This window comes from Pseudomonas oplopanacis, from assembly GCF_057128725.1.
On record NZ_JBSKHV010000002.1, the window covers coordinates 183049 to 209346 of the forward strand.

The 26298-nt window shown below is 58.4% G+C and carries 22 protein-coding genes; 21 read left to right on the forward strand and 1 reads right to left on the reverse strand.

Features of this window, described 5'->3' with window-relative positions; translation table 11 throughout:
• Positions 1-34 precede the first annotated feature (34 nt).
• Positions 35-817, reverse strand: a complete 783-nt coding sequence (map, locus tag ACWKV5_RS05120) for a type I methionyl aminopeptidase (protein ID WP_140666356.1) — start codon at positions 815-817, stop codon at positions 35-37.
• Between the two features lie 372 nt (positions 818-1189).
• Between map and rpsB the strand changes: the two genes are divergently transcribed.
• The 21 genes from rpsB (at position 1190) to eno (ending at position 26194) form a co-directional block, all read left to right on the forward strand.
• The gene (gene rpsB, locus ACWKV5_RS05125; RefSeq protein ID WP_003219330.1) at positions 1190-1927 is read left to right on the forward strand and encodes a 30S ribosomal protein S2; all 738 of its coding nucleotides are present in this window, start codon (positions 1190-1192) and stop codon (positions 1925-1927) included.
• 191 nt (positions 1928-2118) lie between these two features.
• Positions 2119-2982 (forward strand): translation elongation factor Ts, encoded by an 864-nt coding sequence (gene tsf / locus ACWKV5_RS05130; RefSeq protein ID WP_483840448.1) that lies wholly within the window; start codon positions 2119-2121, stop codon positions 2980-2982.
• Between the two features lie 211 nt (positions 2983-3193).
• A complete protein-coding gene (gene pyrH / locus ACWKV5_RS05135) occupies positions 3194-3937 on the forward strand; it encodes a UMP kinase (RefSeq protein WP_003172271.1) in 744 nt (247 codons plus the stop codon).
• Positions 3934-4491, forward strand: coding sequence for a ribosome recycling factor (gene frr, locus ACWKV5_RS05140; protein ID WP_007949335.1), 558 nt, complete (start codon positions 3934-3936; stop codon positions 4489-4491). The genes pyrH and frr overlap by 4 nt, the downstream gene beginning before the upstream one ends.
• Before the next feature lie 13 nt (positions 4492-4504).
• The gene (gene uppS / locus ACWKV5_RS05145) at positions 4505-5260 is read left to right on the forward strand and encodes a polyprenyl diphosphate synthase (protein WP_483840449.1); all 756 of its coding nucleotides are present in this window, start codon (positions 4505-4507) and stop codon (positions 5258-5260) included.
• Complete coding sequence (locus tag ACWKV5_RS05150; protein WP_483840450.1) at positions 5260-6066, forward strand: phosphatidate cytidylyltransferase; 807 nt, start codon at positions 5260-5262, stop codon at positions 6064-6066. The genes uppS and ACWKV5_RS05150 overlap by 1 nt, the downstream gene beginning before the upstream one ends.
• Complete coding sequence (gene ispC / locus ACWKV5_RS05155) at positions 6063-7253, forward strand: 1-deoxy-D-xylulose-5-phosphate reductoisomerase (RefSeq protein ID WP_483840451.1); 1191 nt, start codon at positions 6063-6065, stop codon at positions 7251-7253. Before ACWKV5_RS05150 ends, ispC begins: the two co-directional genes overlap by 4 nt.
• A gap of 53 nt (positions 7254-7306) precedes the next feature.
• A complete protein-coding gene (rseP, locus tag ACWKV5_RS05160) occupies positions 7307-8659 on the forward strand; it encodes a sigma E protease regulator RseP (protein ID WP_483840452.1) in 1353 nt (450 codons plus the stop codon).
• A 74-nt stretch (positions 8660-8733) separates the two neighbouring features.
• On the forward strand, positions 8734-11124 hold the full coding sequence (gene bamA / locus ACWKV5_RS05165; protein WP_123433704.1) for an outer membrane protein assembly factor BamA: 2391 nt from the start codon (positions 8734-8736) through the stop codon (positions 11122-11124).
• Between the two features lie 45 nt (positions 11125-11169).
• Positions 11170-11673: an OmpH/Skp family outer membrane protein gene (locus ACWKV5_RS05170; protein WP_010462812.1), complete on the forward strand. Its 504-nt coding sequence runs from the start codon at positions 11170-11172 to the stop codon at positions 11671-11673.
• 2 nt (positions 11674-11675) lie between these two features.
• Positions 11676-12731: a UDP-3-O-(3-hydroxymyristoyl)glucosamine N-acyltransferase gene (lpxD, locus tag ACWKV5_RS05175; protein WP_483840453.1), complete on the forward strand. Its 1056-nt coding sequence runs from the start codon at positions 11676-11678 to the stop codon at positions 12729-12731.
• A gap of 108 nt (positions 12732-12839) precedes the next feature.
• A complete protein-coding gene (gene fabZ, locus ACWKV5_RS05180; RefSeq protein WP_007907157.1) occupies positions 12840-13280 on the forward strand; it encodes a 3-hydroxyacyl-ACP dehydratase FabZ in 441 nt (146 codons plus the stop codon).
• Positions 13277-14053: an acyl-ACP--UDP-N-acetylglucosamine O-acyltransferase gene (lpxA, locus tag ACWKV5_RS05185; protein WP_027924980.1), complete on the forward strand. Its 777-nt coding sequence runs from the start codon at positions 13277-13279 to the stop codon at positions 14051-14053. Before fabZ ends, lpxA begins: the two co-directional genes overlap by 4 nt.
• 2 nt (positions 14054-14055) lie before the next feature.
• On the forward strand, positions 14056-15186 hold the full coding sequence (lpxB, locus tag ACWKV5_RS05190) for a lipid-A-disaccharide synthase (RefSeq protein WP_483840454.1): 1131 nt from the start codon (positions 14056-14058) through the stop codon (positions 15184-15186).
• Between the two features lie 11 nt (positions 15187-15197).
• The gene (rnhB, locus tag ACWKV5_RS05195; protein WP_017336711.1) at positions 15198-15824 is read left to right on the forward strand and encodes a ribonuclease HII; all 627 of its coding nucleotides are present in this window, start codon (positions 15198-15200) and stop codon (positions 15822-15824) included.
• Between the two features lie 76 nt (positions 15825-15900).
• On the forward strand, positions 15901-19422 hold the full coding sequence (gene dnaE, locus ACWKV5_RS05200) for a DNA polymerase III subunit alpha (protein ID WP_483840455.1): 3522 nt from the start codon (positions 15901-15903) through the stop codon (positions 19420-19422).
• A gap of 140 nt (positions 19423-19562) precedes the next feature.
• The gene (locus ACWKV5_RS05205; protein WP_483840456.1) at positions 19563-20510 is read left to right on the forward strand and encodes an acetyl-CoA carboxylase carboxyltransferase subunit alpha; all 948 of its coding nucleotides are present in this window, start codon (positions 19563-19565) and stop codon (positions 20508-20510) included.
• 152 nt (positions 20511-20662) lie between these two features.
• Positions 20663-21991, forward strand: a complete 1329-nt coding sequence (gene tilS, locus ACWKV5_RS05210; protein ID WP_483840457.1) for a tRNA lysidine(34) synthetase TilS — start codon at positions 20663-20665, stop codon at positions 21989-21991.
• 274 nt (positions 21992-22265) lie between these two features.
• Positions 22266-23897 carry a CTP synthase gene (gene pyrG, locus ACWKV5_RS05215; protein WP_046029209.1) on the forward strand — a complete coding sequence of 544 codons (1632 nt, stop codon included), beginning with the start codon at positions 22266-22268 and terminating at the stop codon, positions 23895-23897.
• A 5-nt stretch (positions 23898-23902) separates the two neighbouring features.
• Positions 23903-24748 carry a 3-deoxy-8-phosphooctulonate synthase gene (kdsA, locus tag ACWKV5_RS05220; protein WP_007949350.1) on the forward strand — a complete coding sequence of 282 codons (846 nt, stop codon included), beginning with the start codon at positions 23903-23905 and terminating at the stop codon, positions 24746-24748.
• A gap of 156 nt (positions 24749-24904) precedes the next feature.
• Positions 24905-26194: a phosphopyruvate hydratase gene (eno, locus tag ACWKV5_RS05225; protein WP_452625136.1), complete on the forward strand. Its 1290-nt coding sequence runs from the start codon at positions 24905-24907 to the stop codon at positions 26192-26194.
• Positions 26195-26298: the final 104 nt, after the last annotated feature.

Consider the following 26298-nt stretch of genomic DNA (forward strand, 5'->3'; position numbering starts at 1 on the left):
TCTGTCTATAAGGCTGAGAGCGCTGCGGTCCGGATCAGGCCGAGACGCGGGCGATGGTGTCGTCGGCGCGCAGGGTGAAGATCTCGTAACCGGTGTCGGTGACCAGCAGGGTGTGCTCCCACTGGGCCGACAGCTTGCGGTCCTTGGTGATCGCGGTCCAGCCATCGCCCAACACCTTGGTGTCGGCCTTGCCCTGGTTGATCATCGGCTCGATGGTGAAGGTCATGCCCGCTTTCAGTTCCATGCCGGTGCCGGCGCGGCCGTAATGCAGGATCTGCGGCTCTTCGTGGAACACTTTGCCGATGCCGTGACCGCAGAACTCGCGAACCACCGAGAAACCGTTCTTTTCCGCGTGCTTCTGGATGATTTCGCCGATGTCGCCGAGGCGGCAGCCGGGTTTGACGATTTCAATCGCCTTGTACATGCATTCCTGGGTCACTTGCGACAGGCGCTCGGCCCAGACCGGCACGGTGCCGACGTGGAACATGCGGCTGGTGTCGCCGTGGTAACCGTCCTTGATGACGGTGACGTCGATGTTCAGGGTGTCGCCATCCTTCAACGGCTTCTCGTTCGGAATCCCGTGGCAGACCACGTGGTTGATCGAGGTGCAGATGGACTTCGGGTAGCCTTTATAGTTGAGCGGCGCGGGAATGGCTTTCTGCTCGTTGACGATGTAGTCGTGGCAGATGCGGTCCAGCTCTTCGGTGGTGATGCCCGGTTTGACATGTTCGGCAATCATTTCCAGCACATCGGCGGCCAGTTTGCCGGCGATGCGCATTTTTGCGATGTCCTCTGGGGTTTTGAGGGTGACGGTCATACAGGCTCTCTCTGCGCTCGATGGCGCTTGTTAAATCGAAATGGGCGGTGTGCGATCGATCTTCGCGGCCCTGAAAAACCTGATTCTATCAGACGATCAGCGCAAATCTGAGCCTCTGTGCGTCGCATCTCTCTATAGATAGGCGCATTCTTGAACGATTCCACGGGTCGATTAAGGGTGCGCATCAGGATTTGAGAATCCGGGTTCCGTTTTTTTCAGCCTTGTGGTATAAAATGCGCCGCTTTCCGGGGATACCCCGAAAGGCTTAAATCCACACACGTGTCGACACGATGACCTGGGTGCCTTCAGCTGATGCTGCTGGTTGGTCATTGGGATACGTGGAGGCCAAACCCGACTTATTAAGGAACTATCATGTCCCAAGTCAACATGCGCGATATGCTGAAGGCCGGTGTGCACTTCGGTCACCAAACCCGTTACTGGAACCCGAAAATGGGTAAATACATTTTCGGCGCGCGTAACAAGATCCACATCATCAACCTTGAAAAAACCCTGCCAATGTTCAACGAAGCTCTGACTTTCGTAGAGCGTCTGGCCCAGGGCAAAAACAAGATTCTGTTCGTCGGCACCAAGCGTTCCGCTGGCAAGATCGTTGCTGAAGAAGCAGCACGTTGCGGTTCGCCGTACGTCGATCACCGCTGGTTGGGCGGCATGCTGACCAACTTCAAAACCATCCGTGCTTCCATCAAGCGTCTGCGTGACCTTGAAGTGCAAGCCGAAGACGGTACTTTCGCCAAGCTGACCAAGAAAGAAGCGCTGATGCGCACTCGCGATCTTGAGAAGCTCGATCGTTCCCTGGGTGGTATCAAGGACATGGGCGGTCTGCCAGACGCACTGTTCGTTATCGACGTTGATCACGAGCGCATCGCGATCACCGAAGCCAACAAGCTGGGCATCCCGGTTATCGGCGTAGTCGATACCAACAGCAGCCCGGAAGGCGTTGACTACATCATCCCAGGCAACGATGACGCAATCCGCGCTATCCAGCTGTACATGGGTTCGATGGCTGACGCTGTAATCCGCGGTCGCAACCACGTTGCTGGCGGCACCGAGCAGTTCGTTGAAGAAGCTCCGGTAGCAGCGGCTGAGTAATTGACGCCTTGGCGTTGACTCAGTAAGCAAAAAGGGGGCTTGGCCCCCTTTTTGCCACCTCGAAAACCGTTTGTCGGCCCCGCACTTGCAGAGCTGTAACGTGCAGCGGCTTACAACGGTGGTTCGGGAAGAATTGATCGCCCGTTCGATCGGGTGGAATGGTTGAAAACCTATCCAAGAGGATTTTGAAAATGGCAGCAATTACTGCAGCGTTGGTTAAAGAACTGCGTGAGCGTACCGGCGAAGGCATGATGGATTGCAAGAAAGCCCTGGAAAAGGCTGACGGCGACATCGAAAAAGCCATTGATGACATGCGTGCTTCCGGCGCAATCAAGGCTGCCAAGAAAGCAGGCAACGTGGCTGCTGAAGGCGCTATCGCTCTGAAAGAAGACGGCAAATCTGCTGTTCTGCTGGAAGTGAACTCGCAGACTGACTTCCTGGCTCTGCAGGACGACTTCAAGGCATTTGTTGCTGCTAGCGTTGAAAAAGCGTTCGCCGACAAACTGACTGACGTCGCTCCGCTGATCGAAGCTCAAGAAGCTGCTCGCCTGGTACTGGTCGGCAAGGTTGGCGAAAACGTCAACATCCGTCGCCTGGTGCGCGTTGAAGGTGATGTTGTTGGTGGTTACCTGCACGGCAACAAGATCGGTGTTGCAGTTGTCCTGAAAGGCGGCAACGTTGAACTGGCCAAAGACATCGCTATGCACGTAGCGGCCAGCAACCCAGAGTTCCTGCTGCCTTCGGAAGTTTCTGCCGAAGCGATCGAGCGTGAAAAAGCTGTGTTCCTGCAGCTGAACGAAGAAAAAATCAAAGGCAAGCCAGAAAACATTGTTGAAAATATGGTCAAAGGCCGTATCAGCAAGTTCCTGGCTGAAGCAAGCCTGGTTGAGCAGGCGTTCGTCAAGAACCCTGAAATCAAGGTTGGCGAGCTGGCCAAGAAAGCGGGTGCTGAAATCGTTTCTTTCACCTACTTCAAAGTAGGCGAAGGCATCGAGAAGCCAGTAGACAACTTCGCTGAAGAAGTTGCTGCCCAGCTGGCTGCTGCCAAGTCGTAAGACGGTTTTTTAAACTGTCGCCCTGAAGAGGCTGCCCGCTTACGCGCGCAGCCTCTTTTCAGATGGGCCGCCAATTTTTAATTGGTTTCCCGTTGGAACTGGCTTACAAAGCCATGTTCCGATGGCGCTGAAGCAGCGCCAAGCTAGAGTGAACGCAGCTGTAAACAGCTCGCAAAGAATTTTTTAAAATACGCCGCAGGAGAGATTCGCAATGGCTCAGCAGGGCAGTGGTTATCAGGCTCGCTATAAACGCATTCTACTCAAGCTTAGCGGCGAGGCCCTGATGGGCTCGGAAGAGTTCGGGATCGATCCGAAAGTTCTGGATCGCATGGCGCTGGAAGTCGGCCAACTGGTTGGTATCGGCGTTCAGGTCGGTCTGGTGATCGGTGGTGGCAACCTGTTCCGCGGTGCAGCGCTGAGCGCGGCCGGCATGGATCGGGTGACGGGCGACCACATGGGCATGCTGGCCACTGTGATGAACGCCCTGGCCATGCGCGATGCGCTGGAACGTGCCAATATCTCGGCCATCGTGATGTCGGCCATTTCCATGGTGGGCGTAACCGATCACTATGATCGTCGCAAAGCCATGCGCCACCTGAACGCCAAGGAAGTCGTGATTTTCGCGGCGGGTACCGGTAATCCATTCTTCACCACGGATTCGGCGGCCTGCTTGCGTGCAATCGAAATCGATGCCGATGTCGTGCTCAAGGCGACCAAGGTCGATGGCGTCTACACCGCTGACCCATTCAAAGACCCGCATGCCGAGAAGTTCGATCATCTGACTTACGATGAAGTGCTGGATCGCAAGCTGGGCGTGATGGATCTGACGGCCATTTGCCTGTGCCGCGACCACAAGATGCCGTTGCGCGTCTTTAACATGAACAAGCCCGGCGCCCTGCTGAACATCGTACATGGCGGCGCTGAAGGGACCCTGATCGAGGAAGGCCAACAATGATCAATGAAATCAAGAAAGACGCTCAAGAGCGCATGCAGAAATCCCTGGACTCTCTGAACCATGCATTTGGTCAGATTCGTACCGGCAAGGCCCACCCAAGCATCCTGGGTAGCGTAATGGTGCCGTACTACGGCACAGACACGTCCATCACCCAAGTGGCCAACATCACGGTAAAAGACTCCCGGACCCTGCAGGTCGTCGCGTTCGAACGCAACATGCTCGCGGCCGTCGACAAGGCCATCCAGAGTGCTGGCCTGAACCTCAACCCGACCAACCTGGGTGAGTTGCTGCTGATCTCCATGCCTGCCCTGACTGAAGAAACCCGCAAGGGCTTCACCAAGCAGGCGCGCAGTGCCGCTGAAGATGCTCGTGTTGCCGTGCGCAACATTCGTCGCGATGCCTTGGGTGACCTCAAGAAACTGGTCAAGGACAAGGAAATCAGCGAAGACGAAGAGCGTCGTGCCGCTGCCGATATCCAGAAGCTGACCGACAAGGCTGAGGCTGACATCGATGCGGCCACCAAGCAGAAAGAAGCCGACCTGATGGCCGTATAAGGGTCGCGTTTTCATGGATAAGACCAAGCAGACTGCGCCGTCCGCGGTGCCGCGCCATGTCGCGATCATCATGGATGGTAATAATCGCTGGGCGAAGAAGCGCTTTATGCCGGGTGTCGCCGGGCATAAAGCGGGCGTGGATGCGGTTCGTGCGGTAATCGAGGTGTGCGCCGAGGCCAAGGTCGAGGTGCTGACCCTGTTCGCTTTCTCCAGTGAAAACTGGCAGCGCCCTGCAGATGAAGTCAGCGCCTTGATGGATCTGTTCTTCAAGGCATTGCGTCGCGAGGCCAAGCGCCTCAACGAAAACAACATCAGTCTGCGCATCATCGGTGATCGCTCGCGCTTTCACCCTGAGCTTCAAGCTGCGATGCGTGAGGCTGAAGCGATGACCGTCGGTGCCAACCGCTTTGTCCTGCAAATCGCCGCCAATTACGGCGGTCAGTGGGACATCGCGCAGGCCGCTCAACGTCTGGCGCGGGAAGTTCAGGCCGGGCATCTGCGCCCGGAAGACATCACCCCGGAACTGCTGCAAACCTGTCTGGCCACCGGCGATCTGCCGTTGCCGGATTTGTGCATCCGTACCGGTGGCGAACACCGCATCAGCAACTTCCTGCTGTGGCAACTGGCTTACGCCGAGTTGTACTTCTCCGACCTGTTCTGGCCGGACTTCAAACACGACGCCATGCGAAATGCGCTGGCCGATTTCGCTTCTCGCCAGCGCCGCTTCGGTAAAACGAGCGAGCAGGTCGAGGCTGGAGCCCGGGTTTAATGCTTAAACAACGAATCATCACTGCACTGATCCTGCTGCCGATCGCTTTGTGCGGGTTTTTCCTGCTTGAGGGTTCCGGCTTTGCGCTGTTCATCGGGCTGGTCGTGACGCTCGGTGCCTGGGAATGGGCGCGGCTGGCCGGTTTTACCGCCCAGCCGATTCGCGTTGCCTATGCCGCAGTGGTCGCGTTGATGCTGTTTGTCATGCACATCCTGCCGGGGCTTGCGCCCTGGGTGCTGGGCGCTTCGGTGCTCTGGTGGGCTGTGGCGACATATTTGGTGCTGACCTATCCGCGTTCCAGCGAGCACTGGGCCAGTGCCGCCTGCAAGTTGGTAATCGGTTTTCTGATTCTGTTGCCGGCCTGGCAAGGTCTGGTCCAGATCAAACAGGAACCCTTGGGGAACTGGTTGATCATGGCGGTGATGGTGCTGGTCTGGGGTGCCGATATCGGTGCGTACTTCTCCGGTCGTGCCTTCGGCAAGCGCAAGCTGGCGCCGCAGGTCAGCCCCGGCAAGAGCTGGGAAGGCGTTTATGGTGGCCTGGTGCTGAGCCTGGTCATCACGGCGATCGTCGGCCTGGTGCGCGACTGGAGTTTCGCCCAGGTGCTGATGGGGTTGATCGGCGCGGCAGTGATCGTCTTCATTTCGGTGGTGGGCGACCTCACCGAGAGCATGTTCAAGCGCCAATCCGGCATCAAGGACAGCAGTAACCTGCTGCCAGGGCATGGTGGTGTGCTGGATCGAATCGACAGCCTGACGGCTGCGATCCCGGTGTTTGCCGTGCTGCTTTGGATGGCTGCACCGTGAGCCGCCCTCAACAGATTACTGTGTTGGGGGCGACCGGTTCGATTGGTCTGAGCACCCTCGACGTGATTGCTCGTCATCCTTCGCGTTATCAAGTATTCGCCTTGAGCGGGTTCACTCGCCTGAGTGAGCTGTTGGCCTTGTGCGTACGTCACACGCCGCGCTTTGCAGTCGTACCGCAAGCCGACACGGCCCGAACCCTGCAGGATGATTTGCGCGCGGCTGGCTTGTCGACCCGTGTGTTGGTGGGGGAGGAGGGGCTGTGTCAGGTCGCTTCCGATCCTGAAGTCGATGCCGTCATGGCGGCCATTGTTGGCGCGGCGGGCTTGCGTCCGACCCTGGCGGCGGTCGAGGCGGGCAAAAAGATTCTGCTGGCGAACAAGGAAGCGCTGGTCATGTCCGGCGCTCTGTTCATGCAAGCCGTGCGCAAAAGCGGCTCGGTGCTGCTGCCGATCGACAGCGAGCACAACGCGATTTTTCAGTGCATGCCGCAGGATTTCGCTCGTGGGCTGGGTGTGGTTGGCGTGCGTCGGATTCTTCTCACGGCCTCTGGCGGTCCGTTCCGACAGACACCTTTGGCTGAACTGGCGCATGTTACCCCCGACCAGGCGTGTGCTCATCCGAACTGGTCCATGGGGCGCAAGATTTCGGTCGATTCCGCCAGCATGATGAACAAGGGGCTCGAATTGATCGAGGCCTGCTGGCTGTTCGATGCCAAGCCGTCCCAGGTCGAAGTGGTGATTCACCCTCAGAGTGTGATTCATTCCCTGGTCGACTACGTAGATGGTTCGGTGCTGGCGCAGTTGGGTAACCCGGACATGCGCACACCGATCGCCAATGCCCTGGCCTGGCCGGAGCGTATCGACTCGGGTGTCGCGCCGCTGGACCTGTTTGCCATTGCGCGCCTGGACTTCCATGCGCCCGATGAAGAACGTTTCCCTTGCCTGCGCCTGGCGCGTCAGGCTGCCGAGGCGGGTAATAGCGCGCCGGCGATGCTCAACGCGGCGAATGAAGTGGCTGTGGCGGCGTTTCTCGACGGGCGGGTTCGCTACCCGGAAATCGCGAGTATCATCGAGGAAGTGTTGAACCTCGAGCCTGTAGTGGCGGTGGATGATCTCGAGGCCGTGTTCACGGCTGACGCGAAAGCGCGAGTACTGGCCGGGCAATGGTTGAGTCGTCACGGGCGGTAAGTGCTGCAATACGTTGGTCCATGCAGCACCGGATAGGATTGCGGAGAAAGTAGATGAGCGCGCTCTATATGATTGTCGGCACCCTGGTGGCTTTGGGTGTGCTGGTTACCTTTCACGAATTCGGCCATTTCTGGGTCGCGCGTCGCTGTGGGGTCAAAGTGCTGCGTTTCTCCGTAGGCTTCGGCATGCCATTGCTGCGCTGGCACGACAAGAAAGGCACGGAGTTCGTTGTGGCTGCCATTCCGTTGGGCGGCTACGTGAAAATGCTCGATGAGCGTGAAGGCGAAGTGCCGGCCGATCAGATCGACCATTCTTTCAATCGCAAATCTGTCCGTCAGCGTATCGCAATCGTGGCTGCCGGCCCGATTGCCAACTTTCTACTGGCCATGGTGTTTTTCTGGGTCTTGGCAATGCTCGGCAGCGAGCAGGTGCGCCCCGTAATCGGCGCAGTCGAGTCCGGCAGTATTGCCGCCAAGGCCGGTTTGACTGCAGGTCAGGAAATTGTTGCCATCGATGGCGAGCCAACGACCGGCTGGGCTTCGGTGAATTTGCAACTGGTTCGCCGTCTTGGCGAGAGCGGTTCACTTCAATTGTTGGTGCGTGAACAGGGTTCCACCGCAGACTCTCCTCGCGAACTGATGCTGGATAAGTGGCTCAAGGGTGCTGACGAGCCGGATCCGATCCGTTCGCTGGGTATTCGTCCTTGGCGTCCGGCACTGCCGCCGGTGCTGGCTGAACTTGATCCTAAAGGGCCGGCGCAGGCTGCTGGCCTGAAAACCGGTGATCGCTTGCTGGCTCTGGATGGCAAGGCGCTGGACGACTGGCAGCAAGTGGTCGACACCGTCCGTATGCATCCGGATACCAAAATCATGCTGCGCGTCGAGCGCGATGGTGCTCAAATCGACGTCCCTGTGACGTTGGCCGCTCGCGGCGAGAGCAAGGCACCTACCGGTTATATGGGGGCTGGGGTGAAAGCGGTCGATTGGCCGCCAGAGATGATTCGCGAAGTCAGTTACGGTCCTGTGGCCGCGATTGGAGAGGGTGCTCGACGCACCTGGACCATGAGTGTACTGACCCTCGATTCGCTCAAGAAAATGTTGTTCGGTGAGCTCTCGGTAAAAAACTTGAGTGGACCGATAACCATTGCTAAAGTGGCGGGCGCTTCTGCCCAGTCGGGCGTTGCTGATTTCCTGAATTTCCTTGCTTATCTGAGTATTAGCCTGGGAGTTCTGAATTTGTTGCCTATTCCTGTACTGGATGGGGGGCATTTGTTGTTTTATCTGATCGAGTGGGCGCGTGGTCGTCCCTTGTCGGATCGGGTGCAGGGTTGGGGGATACAGATCGGTATCAGTTTGGTGGTCGGGGTGATGTTGCTTGCTCTGGTCAATGATTTGGGCCGTCTGTAACACTTCGCTGAATTGCGAATCTGCCGCATTTTGCGGCAGTTTGTTTATTGCCAGTTGGAATAAGAAAGGACTTCATGAAACGTCTGCTGCTAACTGCGGTTCTCACCGTATTGATGATCGCCGAAGTTCACGCCGAGTCCTTCACTATCTCTGATATTCGCGTCAATGGCCTCCAGCGGGTCTCCGCGGGTAGCGTCTTTGGTGCTTTGCCGTTAAACGTCGGCGAACAGGCGGACGATCGTCGCCTGGTGGAATCCACTCGTGCTTTGTTCAAAACCGGGTTCTTTCAAGATATCCAGCTGGGCCGCGATGGCAACGTCCTGGTCATCACGGTAGTCGAGCGCCCATCGGTCGCCAGTATCGAGATCGAGGGTAACAAAGCGATCTCGACTGAAGACCTGATGAAGGGCCTCAAACAATCCGGTCTGGCCGAAGGCGAGATCTTCCAGCGTGCCACGCTCGAAGGTGTGCGTAACGAACTGCAGCGCCAATACGTCGCTCAGGGTCGCTACTCGGCCACCGTCGACACCGAAGTGGTACCGCAGCCACGTAACCGCGTCGGCTTGAAGGTCAACATCAACGAAGGCACCGTCGCTGCTATCCAGCACATCAACGTGGTGGGTAACACTGTCTTCCCTGACGAAGACCTGATCGACCTGTTCGAACTGAAGACCACCAACTGGCTGTCCTTCTTCAAGAACGACGACAAGTACGCCCGTGAAAAACTCTCCGGTGACCTGGAGCGTCTGCGTTCCTACTACCTGGACCGCGGCTATATCAATATGGATATCGCTTCGACCCAGGTATCGATTACTCCGGACAAAAAACACGTCTACATCACTGTCAACGTCAACGAAGGCGAGAAGTACACCGTTCGTGACGTCAAGCTGAGCGGCGACCTGAAAGTCCCTGAAGACCAGGTCAAGTCCCTGCTGCTGGTACAGAAAGGCCAGGTGTTCTCGCGCAAGCTGATGACCACCACCTCGGAATTGATCACTCGCCGCCTGGGTAACGAGGGTTACACCTTCGCCAACGTCAGCGGCGTGCCTCAGCCTCACGATGAAGACCACACCGTCGACATAACATTCGCTGTCGATCCGGGCAAACGTGCTTACGTCAACCGCATCAACTTCCGTGGCAACACCAAGTCCGAAGACGAAGTGCTGCGCCGCGAAATGCGTCAGATGGAAGGTGGCTGGGCTTCGACCTACCTGATCGATCAGTCCAAGACCCGTCTTGAACGTCTGGGCTTCTTTAAGGAAGTGAACGTCGAAACCCCGGCTGTACCGGGTGTCGATGACCAGGTTGACGTGAACTACAGCGTTGAAGAGCAGGCTTCCGGCTCGATCACTGCGAGTGTCGGTTTTGCACAAAGTGCCGGCCTGATCCTCGGTGGCTCGATCACCCAGAACAACTTCCTGGGTACTGGTAACAAGGTCAGCATCGGCTTGACCAAAAGCGAATACCAGAGCCGCTATAACTTCGGTTATGTCGACCCGTACTGGACTGCCGACGGCGTGAGCCTGGGTTACAACGCTTTCTATCGCACCACCGACTACAAAGACCTCGACGTCGACGTAGCAAGCTATGCCGTAGACAGCCTGGGCGCTGGCGTGAGCGTCGGTTACCCGATCAGCGAGACCTCGCGTCTGACCTTCGGCCTGACTGCACAGCAAGACAAGATCAAGACCGGTCAATACACCGTCGACGAAATCTTCGACTTCGTTAACCGTGAAGGCGATGAGTATCTGAACTTCAAGGCCTCGGCCGGCTGGTCCGAGTCCACCCTGAACAAAGGCGTGTTGGCGACCCGTGGTCATTCTCAAAGCCTGACGGCGGAAGTCACTACACCAGGTAGCGACCTGTCGTTCTTCAAGCTCGATTACCGTGGCCAGTTGTTCCAGCCATTGTCTGAGAACTACACCATGCGCCTGCACACTGAATTGGGTTATGGCGACGGTTATGGTTCGACCGATGGCTTGCCATTCTATGAAAACTACTATGCTGGTGGTTTCAACTCGGTTCGTGGCTTCAAGGACAGTACATTGGGCCCGCGTAGTACGCCGAGCCGTGGTCAAGGTTCTACCGGTAACCCGGGCACTCTGGCTGACCCGGATCAAGACCCGCTGCCGTTCGGTGGTAACGTCCTGATTCAAGGTGGTGCGGAGATTCTGTTCCCGCTGCCGTTCGTCAAGGATCAACGCTCCCTGCGTACCTCGGTATTCTGGGATGTGGGTAACGTGTTCGACTCCAAGTGCGAGCAGACGACCAACACCAACCCTGCGTCGAAGTCCAATACGCAGTGCAACGACATCAGCCTCAGCAACATGGCCAGTTCCGTCGGTGTAGGTGTGACATGGGTCACTGCGCTGGGTCCGCTGAGTTTCGCGCTGGCGATGCCAGTCAAAGAACCGGATAACGCTGAAACTCAAGTGTTCCAATTCTCTCTTGGTCAGACGTTCTAAGCGTCTGCCTCAAAATAATGACAATGGATTTTGTAGGGGTGCATCGTGCGTAAGTTGACTCAATTGGTTCTCCTCGCCACCGTACTGGTCGCAGGCCCGGCTTTTGCCGACATGAAAATCGCCGTTCTGAACTATCAGATGGCCCTGCTGGAATCCGACGCGGCCAAGAAATACGCCGTGGATGCCGAGAAGAAATTTGGTCCGCAACTGAGCAAGCTCAAGACGCTGGAAAGCAGTGCCAAAGGCATTCAGGACCGTCTGATGGCCGGTGGCGACAAGATGCAACAGGGCGAGCGTGAGCGTCTTGAACTCGAGTTCAAGCAAAAGGCCCGCGACTTCCAGTTCCAGTCCAAGGAGCTGAACGAAGCCAAAGCCGTTGCCGACCGTGAAATGCTGAAGCAGCTGAAGCCGAAACTGGACAGCGCTGTGGAAGAAGTCATCAAGAAAGGTGCTTTTGACCTGGTCTTCGAGCGTGGCGCAGTGATTGATGTCAAACCTCAGTACGACATCACTCGCCAGGTTATCGAGCGCATGAATCAGCTGAAGTAACTATGACAGCGACTATAAAACTCGGCCGATTGGCCGAGTTCCTCGGCGCCACGCTACGTGGCGACCCGGAGAAAGAAATTACTGGGCTAGCCACTTTGCAAGAGGCTGGCCCAGCTCAGTTGAGCTTTCTCGCAAACCCTCAATACCGTAAATACCTGGCAGACAGCCGGGCCGCAGCCCTGTTGCTGAAGGCCGCTGATGCCGAAGGTTTTGCCGGTAATGCGCTGGTGGTACCTGATCCGTATCTGGCCTACGCGCGTATTTCCCACCTGTTCGATCCAAAACCGAAAGCGGCTGCCGGTATTCATCCGACAGCCGTAGTGGCCGAGGACGCGGTGGTTGACCCGGCGGCGAGTATTGGTGCCTTTGCGGTGATCGAAAGCGCGGCACGCATTGCTGCCGGCGTGACCATTGGGGCGCATTGCTTCATCGGTGCCCGTTGCGAAATTGGCGAAGGCGGCTGGCTGGCCCCGCGGGTCACGCTGTACCACGACGTGCGCATCGGCAAGCGCGTGGTGATTCAGTCAGGTGCCGTACTCGGCGGCGAAGGCTTCGGCTTTGCCAACGAGAAAGGTGTCTGGCAGAAAATCGCCCAGATCGGTGGTGTGTTGGTCGGTGATGATGTGGAAATTGGCGTGAATACCGCTATCGACCGCGGCGCATTGGCCGATACCGTTCTCGGTAATGGCGTGAAGCTCGACAACCAGATCCAGATCGCCCACAACGTGCAGGTTGGTGATCACACCGCCATGGCCGCCTGTGTCGGGATCTCCGGCAGCACCAAAATCGGCAAGCATTGCATGCTCGCTGGCGGTGTCGGGCTGGTAGGGCACATCGAAATTTGCGACAACGTTTTCATCACCGGGATGACCATGGTGACCCATTCAATTACTGAAAAGGGCTCCTATTCTTCCGGTACGGCCATGCAGCCAGCAGCCGAATGGCGCAAAAGCGCGGCTCGCATCCGACAGCTCGATGACATCGCGCGGCGTCTGCGACAGCTGGAAAAGCGTGTAGGGGAAGTGACCCCTGACGGTAATGCTTCATCAGATGGCTGATACCATTTCCATATCAAGCGTGCACAGCCGTTAGACTGCCTGCTTGATTTGCTAGAGGGGCGCGCGTCAGTCGCGCGCTCCCAATCTTTACATAGGCTTCCCCCCGAAATGATGGACATCAACGAGATTCGCGAATACCTGCCTCACCGTTACCCGTTCCTGCTGGTGGACCGGGTCGTGGATCTGGATGTGGAAGGCAAGCGCATTCGCGCCTACAAGAATGTCAGCATCAACGAACCGTTCTTCAATGGTCACTTCCCTGCGCATCCAATCATGCCGGGCGTACTGATCATCGAAGCGATGGCTCAGGCTGCCGGGATCCTTGGTTTCAAAATGCTCGACGTGAAACCGGCGGACGGCACCCTTTACTACTTCGTCGGCTCCGACAAGTTGCGCTTCCGTCAGCCGGTACTGCCGGGCGATCAGTTGATCCTTGAAGCCAAGTTCCTGAGCTGCAAGCGTCAGATCTGGAAGTTCGAATGCCAGGCTTCGGTCGACGGCAAGCCAGTCTGCTCCGCAGAAATCATCTGCGCGGAACGCAAACTATGAGTTTGATTGACCCTCGCGCAATCATCGATCCGACGGCCATCCTGGCCGACGACGTCGAGGTCGGCCCGTGGTCGATCGTCGGCGCAGGTGTGGAAATCGGCGAGGGAACAGTGATCGGGCCGCACGTGATTCTCAAAGGCCCGACCCGAATCGGTAAGCACAACCGCATCTACCAGTTTTCGTCGGTAGGTGAGGACACGCCCGATCTGAAATACAAAGGCGAAGAAACCCGTCTGGTCATCGGTGACCACAACGTCATCCGTGAAGGTGTGACGATTCACCGCGGGACCGTTCAGGATCGTTCGGAAACGACCTTGGGCGATCACAACCTGATCATGGCCTATGCCCATATCGGCCACGACAGCGTCATCGGCAACCACTGTATCCTGGTCAACAACACTGCGTTGGCCGGCCATGTGCACGTTGAAGACTGGGCGATCCTCTCCGGTTTCACGCTTGTTCACCAGTATTGCCACATTGGCGCCCACAGCTTCTCCGGCATGGGCACGGCCATTGGCAAGGACGTTCCAGCGTACGTCACCGTGTTTGGCAACCCTGCCGAAGCGCGCAGCATGAACTTCGAAGGCATGCGTCGTCGTGGTTTCAGCGAAGACGCCATTCACGCGCTGCGTCGTGCCTACAAGGTGGTTTACCGCCAGGGCCTGACGGTCGAGCAAGCGCTCACCGAGCTGGCCGAACCTTCGGATCAGTTCCCGGAAGTCGCGGTGTTCCGTGATTCCATCCAGTCTTCGACTCGCGGCATCACCCGTTAATCATGGCTAATCTGCGTATTGCGCTGGTAGCGGGTGAGGCTTCCGGCGACATTCTGGGCGCGGGCCTCATGCGCGCACTCAAGGCTCAGCACCCGGCGGTGGAGTTCATCGGTGTCGGTGGTCCGCTGATGCAAGCCGAAGGCCTGATCTCGTATTTCCCGATGGAACGTCTTTCGGTCATGGGCCTGGTGGAAGTGCTGGGCCGATTGCGCGAGCTGATGGCGCGCCGCAAGAAGCTGATTGCCGACCTGATTGCCGAGAAACCGGACGTGTTCATCGGTATCGATGCCCCGGACTTCAACCTCAATATCGAACTCAAGCTGCGGCAAGCCGGGATCAAGACCGTGCATTACGTCAGCCCGTCGGTGTGGGCATGGCGGCAGAAGCGCGTGCTGAAGATTCGCGAAGGCTGCGACCTGATGCTGACGCTGTTCCCGTTCGAAGCAAAATTTTATGAAGAAAAGGGCGTACCGGTACGGTTCGTCGGGCACTCCCTGGCCGATGCGATCCCGCTTGAGGCTGATCGCGCCGCCGCGCGTGCCGAACTTGATTTGCCGGACGGTCCGCTGGTTGCGCTGATGCCCGGCAGTCGCGGCGGCGAAGTGGGGCGGCTCGGTGCGTTGTTCCTCGACACCGCCCAGCGCCTGCGCGCCTTGCGTCCTGGCGTGCGTTTTGTCATGCCGTGCGCCAGCCCGGAGCGCCGTGCACAGCTTGAAGAGCTGCTGGCCGGCCGCGATCTGCCGCTGACCTTGCTCGATGGCAAATCGCATCTGGCCCTCGCCGCCTGCGACGCGGTGCTGATCGCTTCCGGTACCGCGACCCTTGAAGCGTTGCTGTACAAGCGGCCGATGGTGGTGGCTTATCGACTGGCGCCCCTGACGTTCTGGATTCTCAAGCGCATGGTGAAAAGCCCTTACGTGTCCTTGCCGAACCTGTTGGCCCAGCGCCTGTTGGTGCCCGAGTTGCTGCAGGATGACGCAACGGTCGAAGCCCTTGCTCAAACGCTTTCACCCTTGATCGAAGGTGGCGAGGAACAGACTCGCGGCTTCGACGAAATTCACCGTACCTTGCGTCTGGATGCCTCCAATCAGGCGGCGGACGCGGTACTGAACCTGATCGGCAAAACACAATGAGCAAAACCAGCATTCAGATGGGCCTGGACTTCACCCTGGTCGCCGAAGTCGAAGACCTCGTGGCCGGCGTCGACGAAGTCGGTCGCGGCCCACTGTGTGGTGCCGTGGTCACGGCAGCGGTGATCCTTGATCCAAACCGGCCGATCCTCGGCCTGAATGACTCAAAGAAACTCACCGAAGCCCGCCGCGAAAAGCTCTACGACGAAATCTGCGAAAAAGCCCTGAGCTGGTGCATCGCCCGGGCCGAAGTTGAGGAAATCGACGAACTGAACATTCTGCACGCCACCATGCTGGCGATGCAGCGCGCGATCGAAGGCCTGCACATCCAGCCGAAACTGGCGATGATCGACGGCAATCGTTGCCCGAAGCTGTCCATGCGCGCTGAAGCGGTGGTGCAGGGCGACGGCAAGGTTCCGGCCATTGCCGCGGCATCGATTCTGGCCAAGGTCAGCCGCGACCGCGAGATGGCGGCATTCGAACTGATTTACCCCGGTTACGGCATCGGCGGGCACAAAGGCTACCCGACGCCCGTTCATCTGGAAGCGCTGGCCCGGCTTGGCCCGACTCCGATTCACCGCCGCTCGTTCGCCCCGGTGCGTCTGGCGTACGAGGCGCGGGAAAGTCTGATCGAGAGTTAGTCGCAAGGCTGATGTTTTACGCAAGGCCCGGTACAATCCGGGCCTTGTTGTTTTCATGACATAACGCAGGATCACTATGCCGGCTTCATTCGTTCACCTACGCCTGCACACTGAATATTCCCTGGTCGACGGTCTGGTGCGGATCAAACCGCTGGTCAAGACCCTGGTCGGCATGAACATGCCTGCCGTAGCGGTCACCGACCAGAACAACATGTGTTCCCTGGTCAAATTCTACAAAGCCGCCATGGGTGCCGGGATCAAGCCGATCTGCGGCGCCGACTTGTGGCTGTCGAACAAGGACCCGGACAACGCCCTGAGCCGGATCAGCCTGCTGGCCATGAACGCTGTCGGCTATCGCAACCTGACCGAACTGATTTCCCGTGGTTTCATCGACGGCCAGCGCAATGGCTCGGTGATCATCGAGCGCGAATGGGTCGCCGAAGCCAGCGAAGGCTTGATCATGCTGTCGGCGGCGAAAGAGGGCGAAATCGGCCTGGCCATGCTCAGTGGCAACCCGGCTGAAGCGGAAAACCTCGCGCGCGAATGGATGGCGGTGTTCCCGGATCGTTTCTACCTGGAAATCCAGCGCACCAATCGGCCCAACGATGAAGAGCAGTTGCACGGTGCCGTGGCCCTGGCCGAGAAAATCGGCGCGCCACTGGTCGCAACCAACGATGTGCGTTTCATCAAGCAGGAAGACTTCGCCGCTCACGAAACCCGCGTGTGCATCGGTGAGGGCCGCGCCCTCGACGATCCGCGGCGTTCGAAGAATTACAGCGATCAGCAATACCTCAAAAGCGCCGAGGAAATGGCCGAGCTGTTCAGTGACTTGCCCGAGGCGCTGGAAAACACCGTCGAAATCGCCAAGCGCTGCAACATCGAAGTGAAGCTGGGCAAGCACTTCCTGCCCAACTTCCCGATTCCCGATGGCATGACCATCGATGAATATTTCCGCAAAGTGTCGTTCGATGGCCTGGAAGATCGCCTGACCGTTCTGCTGCCCAAAGACACCACGGAAGACTACGAGGCCAAGCGTCAGGTCTACGTCGATCGGCTGAATTTCGAGCTGGATATCATCATCCAGATGGGGTTCCCCGGTTACTTCCTGATCGTGATGGACTTTATCCAGTGGGCCAAGAGCAACGGCGTGCCGGTAGGTCCGGGCCGGGGGTCGGGTGCCGGGTCGCTAGTGGCCTATGTACAGAAGATCACCGACCTCGATCCGCTGGAATATGACCTGCTGTTCGAACGTTTCCTCAACCCGGAACGGGTATCGATGCCCGACTTCGACGTCGACTTCTGCATGGACGGTCGCGATCGGGTGATTGAATACGTGGCCGAGAAATACGGTCGCAATGCGGTTAGCCAGATCATCACCTTCGGTTCCATGGCGGCCAAGGCTGTGGTCCGGGACGTGGCGCGGGTGCAGGGCAAGTCCTACGGCCTGGCGGATCGTCTGTCGAAGATGATTCCGTTCGAAGTCGGCATGACCCTGGAAAAGGCCTATGAGCAGGAAGAGATCCTGCGTGACTTCATCAAGGTCGATGAAGAAGCCGCCGAAATCTGGGAGATGGCCCGCAAGCTCGAAGGCGTTGTGCGTAACGTCGGTAAACACGCCGGTGGTGTGGTTATCGCGCCGACCAAACTGACCGACTTCTCGCCGATCTATTGCGACGAGGCCGGTGACGGCCTGGTGACCCAGTTCGACAAGGATGACGTCGAGGCCGCCGGTCTGGTGAAGTTCGACTTCCTCGGCCTGCGAACCCTGACGGTTATCGACTGGGCGCTGAAAACCATCAACCGCGACCGCGCCAAGGTCGATCAGCCGCCTCTGGACATTGCGTTCATTCCGCTGGACGACAAGCCGACCTACACGCTGCTGCAAAAAGCCGAAACCACGGCGGTGTTCCAGCTCGAATCCCGCGGCATGAAGGAGCTGATCAAGAAGCTCAAGCCCGACTGCTTGGAAGACTTGATCGCACTGGTGGCCCTGTTCCGTCCGGGCCCGTTGCAATCGGGCATGGTGGATGACTTCATCAACCGTAAGCACGGTCGCGCCGAACTTGCGTACCCGCACTCGGATTACCAGTACGAAGGCCTCAAGCCGGTACTGGCACCGACTTACGGCATCATCCTGTATCAGGAACAGGTGATGCAGATTGCCCAGGTCATGGCCGGTTACACCCTCGGTGGTGCGGACATGCTGCGTCGGGCCATGGGTAAGAAAAAGCCCGAAGAAATGGCCAAGCAGCGCGGCGGTTTCATTGAAGGTTGCGCGACCAACAACATCGATGCGGACCTTGCCGGTAACATTTTCGACCTGGTAGAGAAATTCGCCGGTTACGGCTTCAACAAATCCCACTCCGCGGCGTACGGCCTGGTGTCGTACCAGACCGCGTGGCTGAAAACGCATTACCCGGCGCCGTTCATGGCGGCGGTGCTGTCGGCGGACATGCACAACACCGACAAGGTCGTGACCTTGATCGAGGAAATTCGCAGCATGAAGCTGCGCCTCGACGCGCCGGATGTGAATGCCTCCGAGTTCAAGTTCACGGTGAATGACGAAGGCCGGATCATTTACGGCCTCGGTGCGATCAAGGGTGTTGGCGAAGGCCCGGTGGAGGCGATCACTGAGGCGCGCCAGGACGGTCCGTTCAAGGATCTGTTCGATTTCTGCGCCCGTGTCGATCTCAAGCGGATCAACAAACGTACCCTCGACGGTTTGATCCGCAGCGGTGCGCTGGATCGTCTGGGGCCTTATTTCCATGACGAGCCGAAGGCCTATCAAGCGAGCATCGACCAGAATCGCGCGGTGCTGTTGGCGGCGATGGAAGGGGCGATCAAGGCGGCCGAACAAACCGCACGTACCCAGGACAGTGGCCATGCCGACCTGTTCGGCGGGTTGTTTGTCGAGGAAGACGCGGACGTCTACGCCAGTCATCGCAAGGCCAAGGAACTGACGCTCAAGGAGCGGCTGAAAGGGGAGAAAGACACCCTGGGCCTGTACCTGACCGGTCACCCGATTGACGAATACGAAGGTGAAATCCGTCGCTTTGCCCGTCAGCGCATCATCGATTTGAAACCAGCTCGCGATACCCAGACCGTCGCCGGCATGATCATCGCCCTGCGCGTGATGAAGAACAAAAAGGGCGACAAGATGGGCTTCATCACCCTCGATGACCGCTCCGGACGGATCGAGGCGTCGCTGTTTGCCGAGGCGTTCCATACCGCGCAGTCGCTGTTGCAGACGGATGCGATGGTCGTGGTCGAAGGCGAGGTCAGCAATGACGACTTCTCCGGCGGCCTGAAGCTGCGGGTCAAGCGCGTGATGAGCATGGAAGATGCGCGCACCAACCTTGCCGAAAGCCTGCGCCTGAAGTTGCAGACCAAGGATTTGAAAGGCGATCAGCTACGCTGGCTGGGTGAATTGTTCAAGCGCCATCGCGGCGCATGCCCGATCACCATGGAGTACACGAGCCCCGACGCAAAGGCCTTGCTGCAGTTTGGCGAGACTTGGCGAATCGATCCGGCGGATGCGTTGATTCAAGCCTTGCGTGACCAGTTCGGGCGAGACAACGTCTTCCTCCAATACCGTTGACGGTCAGGTGCCTTCTGTACTCCCTGATCTCGACCTGAATTTTTAATCTCGACCTGAACGCGCCTCTCCCTTAAGGTAGGGCGCGAATAGACAACCGGCCGGCCCAAGCTCTCTTGGACGTCGACCCAAGACGGACGCCTATGAACCCGAATTTTCTAGATTTCGAACAGCCGATCGCCGACCTGCAAGCCAAGATCGAAGAGTTGCGCTTGGTCGGTAACGACAATTCGCTGAATATCGGCGATGAGATCTCCCGCCTGCAGGACAAAAGCAGCACGCTGACCGAAGACATCTTCGCCAAGCTGACCAGCTGGCAGATCGCACGTCTGGCGCGTCACCCGAAACGTCCTTATACCCTGGACTACATCGAACACATCTTCACCGAGTTCGATGAGCTGCACGGTGACCGTCACTTCTCCGATGACGCTGCCATCGTCGGTGGCATTGCCCGTCTGGACGACCAGCCGGTGATGATCATCGGTCACCAGAAAGGCCGTGAAGTGCGCGAGAAAGTTCGCCGCAACTTCGGCATGCCGCGTCCGGAAGGCTACCGCAAGGCGTGCCGCCTGATGGAAATGGCCGAACGCTTCAAAATGCCGATCCTGACCTTCATCGACACCCCGGGCGCTTACCCTGGTATCGACGCTGAAGAGCGTAACCAGAGCGAAGCGATTGCCTGGAACCTGCGTGTCATGTCGCGTCTAAAAACCCCGATCATCGCCACCGTAATTGGTGAAGGTGGTTCTGGTGGTGCTTTGGCTATCGGCGTTTGCGACCAGCTGAACATGCTTCAGTATTCGACTTACGCGGTGATCTCGCCGGAAGGTTGCGCCTCGATTCTGTGGAAAACCGCCGAGAAAGCCCCGGACGCCGCTGAAGCCATGGGCATTACCGCCGAGCGCCTGAAAGGCCTGGGTATCGTGGACAAGGTGATCGGCGAGCCATTGGGCGGTGCACACCGTGACCCTGCCGCGGCGGCCGCCTCGATCCGTGCCGAGCTTAGCTCGCAACTGGCGATGCTGAAGAAGTTCGACAACGACGCGCTGCTGGCTCGTCGTTACGCGCGACTGATGAGCTACGGTCTCTGATCTGACGCTGCTTCGACAAACGACGCAAAACCATTGTGGGAGCGAGCCTGCTCGCGGAAGCGGTATAACAGTCAACAAGTGGGTTGAATGTTAAGCAGCCTTCGCGAGCAGGCTCGCTCCCACATTGGGTCTATGTGAAGCGACTGATATCTATGAATCCTTCAAAGTTTGATCTGCCTGCCAGACTTCTGCTGAATCTGGCCCCTTGGCGCAATGCCAAAACCTGGCGCATCGCCTTCTCCGGTGGTCTCGACTCCACCGTCCTGCTGCACCTTCTTGCCGACCTGGCAAAAACACAATCCCTGCCGGTGCTCAGCGCCATTCATGTCCATCACGGCCTTCAGCCTGCGGCGGATGCGTGGCCGGCACACTGCCAGTCCGTCTGTGATGCCTTGAGTGTGCCGCTACACGTCGTTCATGTTCAGGTTCAACCCGGCGCCAGCCTCGAACGTGCCGCCCGGGATGCGCGCTATGGCGCATTCGTTGAAGCCACTCAGGCCAATGAACTGCTGCTGACCGCCCAGCACCGAGACGATCAGGCGGAAACCCTATTGTTTCGGCTGTTGCGCGGGGCCGGGGTGAGAGGTTTGTCGGGGATGCCGAGTGCGCGGCCGTTGGGTCGGGGCCATCTGCTGCGGCCCCTGCTGGACGTGAGTCGCGCCGAACTTGAAGCCTATGCCGCAGAACATAAACTGAATTGGATCGAAGACCCTTCGAACCAGGATCGGCAGTTTTCGCGCAACTACCTGCGACATCAGGTGTTCCCGATATTGACCGAGCGCTGGCCGCAAGCGATGGCGACCATGGCTCGCAGCGCTGCGCACTTGAGCGAAGCGCAGGCCTTGCTGGATGAGCTGGCGCACATCGATCTGGCCGAAGCGACGACGGTCAATGAATTCGACTGGCTGGGCGTGCCCTCTCTGGAGCTCGCTGCTCTTTTACAACGCTCTGCCGCTCGCCAACGCAATGCGCTAAGCCATTGGCTCGCAGCGCGGACCCGTTTGCCGGACAGCGACCATTGGTCGGGTTGGGAAGATTTGCGCGACGCCACCGGTGATGCGCGTCCGGTCTGGCGGTTGGCGGATGGCGAGCTGCATCGGTCGGCCGGGCGTATCTGGTGGCTGTCGGGCTGTTGGCTACGCAATCCGTCGCGTGCTGTGCATTGGGCTGATCCTGCGAAGCCGCTGGAGTTGCCGGAAAATGGTCTGCTCACGCTCACCGGGCAAATCCCCGATGGCCCGCTGCAAATCCGCTATCGTGAGGGAGGTGAGGTCATGCATTTAGCTGATCGCGGCCACCGCGACCTCAAGCGTTTGCTCAATGAACGCGGGGTTCCGGCCTTCGCTCGTGGCAGATTGCCGCTGCTCTGTCGCGGCGAGCAATTGCTGGCAGTGGCCAGCGTACAGGGCTTGAATGGCAGTGGGCAGGACGGCTGGCATTTGCATTGGCAGCCACCTGGCGAAGATCAAGGTTTGAGCTGAAAGGGGCTTTCCGGTAGACTACGCTCCCTTCTTGATACAACTTCTGTGGATTCGCCTGAATTGCAGGAGTTGCCGATTACCAAGCAGTCTTTGCTGGGCGATTCCAAAAAATGTGTAGCGAGCAACGTACCGGTGTTTCATCTGCCGGTCTGTCCCAACGCGGCGGTTTTTTTGAAAGGTGCACTGTGATTAATGCAGGTGATCGGGGGCTTCGGCCTTCCTTCGCTTTCCCCGGCGGCTCGGACCGCTTTAACGCAGACTTCTAGGGTTTTTCATGACGCGCTACATATTCGTCACGGGCGGTGTTGTTTCTTCATTGGGGAAAGGCATCGCATCGGCTTCATTGGCGGCCATCCTGGAGGCGCGGGGACTTAAGGTCACCATGCTGAAGCTGGACCCGTACATCAACGTTGACCCGGGCACCATGAGCCCGTTCCAGCACGGTGAAGTGTTCGTCACCCACGACGGCGCCGAGACCGACCTGGACCTGGGCCACTACGAGCGGTTCATCCGCACGACCATGACCCAGAACAACAACTTCACCACCGGCCGTGTCTACGAACACGTGCTGCGCAAAGAGCGCCGTGGTGATTACCTGGGCGCAACCATCCAGGTGATCCCGCACATCACCGACGAAATCAAGCGCCGGATCATCAAGGGCGCCGGCGATGCCGACGTGGCGATGGTCGAGATCGGTGGCACCGTGGGTGACATCGAGTCGCAACCGTTCCTGGAAGCGATCCGCCAACTGCGTTTCGAAGTCGGCGCCAAGCGCGCGATGCTGATGCACCTGACACTGGTGCCGTACATCGCCACTGCCGGCGAAACCAAAACCAAGCCGACCCAGCACTCGGTCAAGGAACTTCGTTCCATTGGCCTGCAGCCGGACGTGCTGGTTTGCCGTTCCGATCACCCGATCGACATTTCTTCGCGCCGCAAGATCGCGCAGTTCACCAACGTTGAAGAACGTGCGGTGATCGCGCTGGAAGACGCCGACACCATCTACAAGATCCCGGGCATCCTGCACTCCCAGGGCCTGGATGATTTCGTCGTCGAGCGTTTCGGCCTGCAATGCGGCAGCGCTGACCTCTCCGAGTGGGAAGCGGTGGTTGACGCCAAGCTGAACCCGGAGCACGAAGTGACCATCGCGATGGTCGGCAAGTACATGGAACTGCTGGACGCCTACAAGTCGCTGATCGAAGCGATGAGTCACGCCGGCATCAGCAACCGCACCAAGGTCAACCTGCGCTACATCGATTCCGAAGACATCGAAAACCAGGGCACCGCGCTGCTGGAAGGTGTTGACGCGATCCTCGTACCGGGCGGCTTCGGTCTGCGTGGCGTGGAAGGCAAGATCACCGCCGTTCAATACGCTCGCGAAAACAAGGTTCCGTACCTGGGCATCTGCCTGGGCATGCAAGTGGCCGTGATCGAGTTCGCTCGTAACGTGCTGGGCTGGAAAGACGCCAACTCCACCGAGTTCGATCGTGCCAGCGGCCATCCGGTCGTGGGTCTGATCACCGAGTGGGAAGACGCTACCGGCGCGGTCGAAACCCGTACCGAATCGTCCGACCTGGGCGGCACCATGCGCCTCGGCGCTCAGGATTGCCTGCTGGAGCCGGGTTCGCTGGTACACGACTGCTACGCCAAAGACGTCATCGTCGAGCGTCACCGTCACCGCTACGAAGTGAACAACAACCTGCTGCCGCAGATCATGGAAGCCGGCCTGAAAATTTCCGGTCGTTCCGGTGATGGCGCGCTGGTTGAAGTGGTCGAAGCCCCGGATCATCCATGGTTCGTCGCTTGCCAGTTCCACCCAGAGTTCACCTCGACGCCACGCGACGGTCACCCGTTGTTCAGCGGTTTCGTTAAAGCAGCATTGATTCAACACCAGAAGAAGGCATAAATCTGATGGCGCAGAAAATCATCCGCGTAGGCGATATCGAGATTGCCAACGACAAGCCAATGGTGCTTTTCGGTGGCATGAACGTGCTGGAAAGCCGCGACATGGCGATGCAGGTCTGCGAAGAGTATGTGAAGGTTACCGAGAAACTCGGTATCCCTTATGTGTTCAAGGCCAGCTTCGACAAGGCCAACCGTTCCTCCGTGACCTCTTACCGTGGCCCCGGCCTGGAAGAGGGCATGCGGATTTTCCAGGACATCAAGCAAGCCTTCGGCGTGCCGATCATCACCGACGTCCACGAGCCTGACCAGGCCGCGGTCGTCGCTGAAGTCTGCGACATCATTCAGTTGCCGGCCTTCCTGTCGCGCCAGACCGACCTCGTGGTCGCGATGGCCAAGACTGGCGCGGTGATCAACATCAAGAAAGCCCAGTTCCTCGCACCGCACGAGATGAAACACATCCTGAGCAAGTGCGTGGAAGCGGGCAACGATCAGTTGATCCTCTGCGAACGCGGTTCGAGCTTCGGCTACAACAACCTGGTCGTCGACATGCTCGGCTTCGGCATCATGAAGCAGTTCGAATACCCGGTGTTCTTCGATGTGACCCACGCGCTGCAAATGCCCGGTGGTCGCTCGGATTCCGCCGGTGGTCGTCGTGCCCAGGTGACGGACCTGGCCAAGGCAGGCATGAGCCAGTCGCTGGCCGGCCTGTTCCTCGAAGCCCACCCGGACCCGGACAACGCCAAATGCGACGGCCCTTGCGCCTTGCGTCTGGACAAACTGGAGCCATTTCTGGCCCAGCTCAAAGCGTTGGACGAACTGGTGAAGAGTTTTCCGACGGTAGAAACCGCGTAAACCTCAATTCTCCGGTAAAGTACCGCACGATTTGTTGCTCAGGCCCTCGGGCCTGAGCCTTATCGTCCGCAAGTCTGCCCGCTGCACCTCACTTGCCGACGGTAAAAGATTTCCTCTAGCTGCGTCGTTTTCGTCAACTTTGGAGTGTTTACAACAATGGCAAAAATCGTCGACATCAAAGGTCGTGAAGTTCTCGACTCCCGTGGCAATCCCACCGTGGAAGCGGACGTGCTTCTCGATAACGGCATCATCGGCAGCGCCTGCGCGCCGTCCGGTGCTTCCACTGGCTCGCGTGAAGCACTCGAGCTGCGTGATGGCGACAAGAGCCGTTACCTGGGCAAGGGCGTTCTGAAGGCCGTGGCCAACATCAACGGTCCGATCCGTGACCTGTTGAAAGGCATGGATCCAAGCGACCAGAAAGCGCTGGATCACGCGATGATCAAGCTCGACGGTACCGAAAACAAAGGCTCCCTGGGCGCCAACGCGATCCTCGCCGTTTCCCTGGCTGCGGCCAAGGCAGCAGCACAGGACCAGGACCTGCCGCTGTACGCTCACATCGCCAACCTGAACGGCACCCCGGGTGTTTACTCGATGCCGGTTCCGATGATGAACATCATCAACGGTGGCGAGCACGCCGATAACAACGTCGACATCCAGGAATTCATGGTTCAGCCGGTTGGCGCCAAGTCTTTCTCGGAAGGCCTGCGCATGGGCACCGAAATTTTCCATCACCTCAAAGCTGTGCTGAAGGCCCGTGGCCTGAGCACTGCTGTCGGTGACGAAGGTGGTTTCGCACCGAACCTGGCTTCCAACGAAGACGCTTTGAAAGTGATCTCCGAAGCCGTGGCCAACGCCGGTTACAAGCTGGGCACCGACGTGACCCTGGCGCTGGACTGCGCGGCGAGCGAGTTCTACGAAGACGGTAAATACAATCTGTCTGGCGAAGGCCAGGTGTTCACCGCCGAAGGTTTCGCTGATTACCTGAAAGGCCTGACCGAACGTTATCCGATCATCTCGATCGAAGACGGCCTGGACGAGTCCGACTGGGCAGGCTGGAAAATCCTCACCGACAAAATCGGCGAGAAGGTTCAACTGGTAGGCGACGACCTGTTCGTGACCAACACCAAGATCCTGAAAGAAGGCATCGATAAAAAGATCGCCAACTCGATCCTGATCAAGTTCAACCAGATCGGCACCCTGACCGAAACCCTGGAAGCGATCCAGATGGCCAAGGCCGCTGGTTACACCGCCGTGATCTCGCACCGCTCCGGCGAAACCGAAGATTCGACCATCGCCGACCTGGCTGTGGGCACCTCGGCTGGCCAGATCAAGACCGGTTCCCTGTGCCGTTCCGACCGCGTATCCAAGTACAACCAACTGCTGCGTATCGAAGAGCAGTTGAATGGCAAAGCCAAGTACAACGGCCGCAGCGAGTTCCGCGGTTAATTGCTACATGGTAAAAAGACACCGGATTGTGTCGGAAAAGTCGCTACAGCGATGAATTTGCCACTAATCTGATGCCTTATAAGCACAAGCCTGGTTCTTCCAGG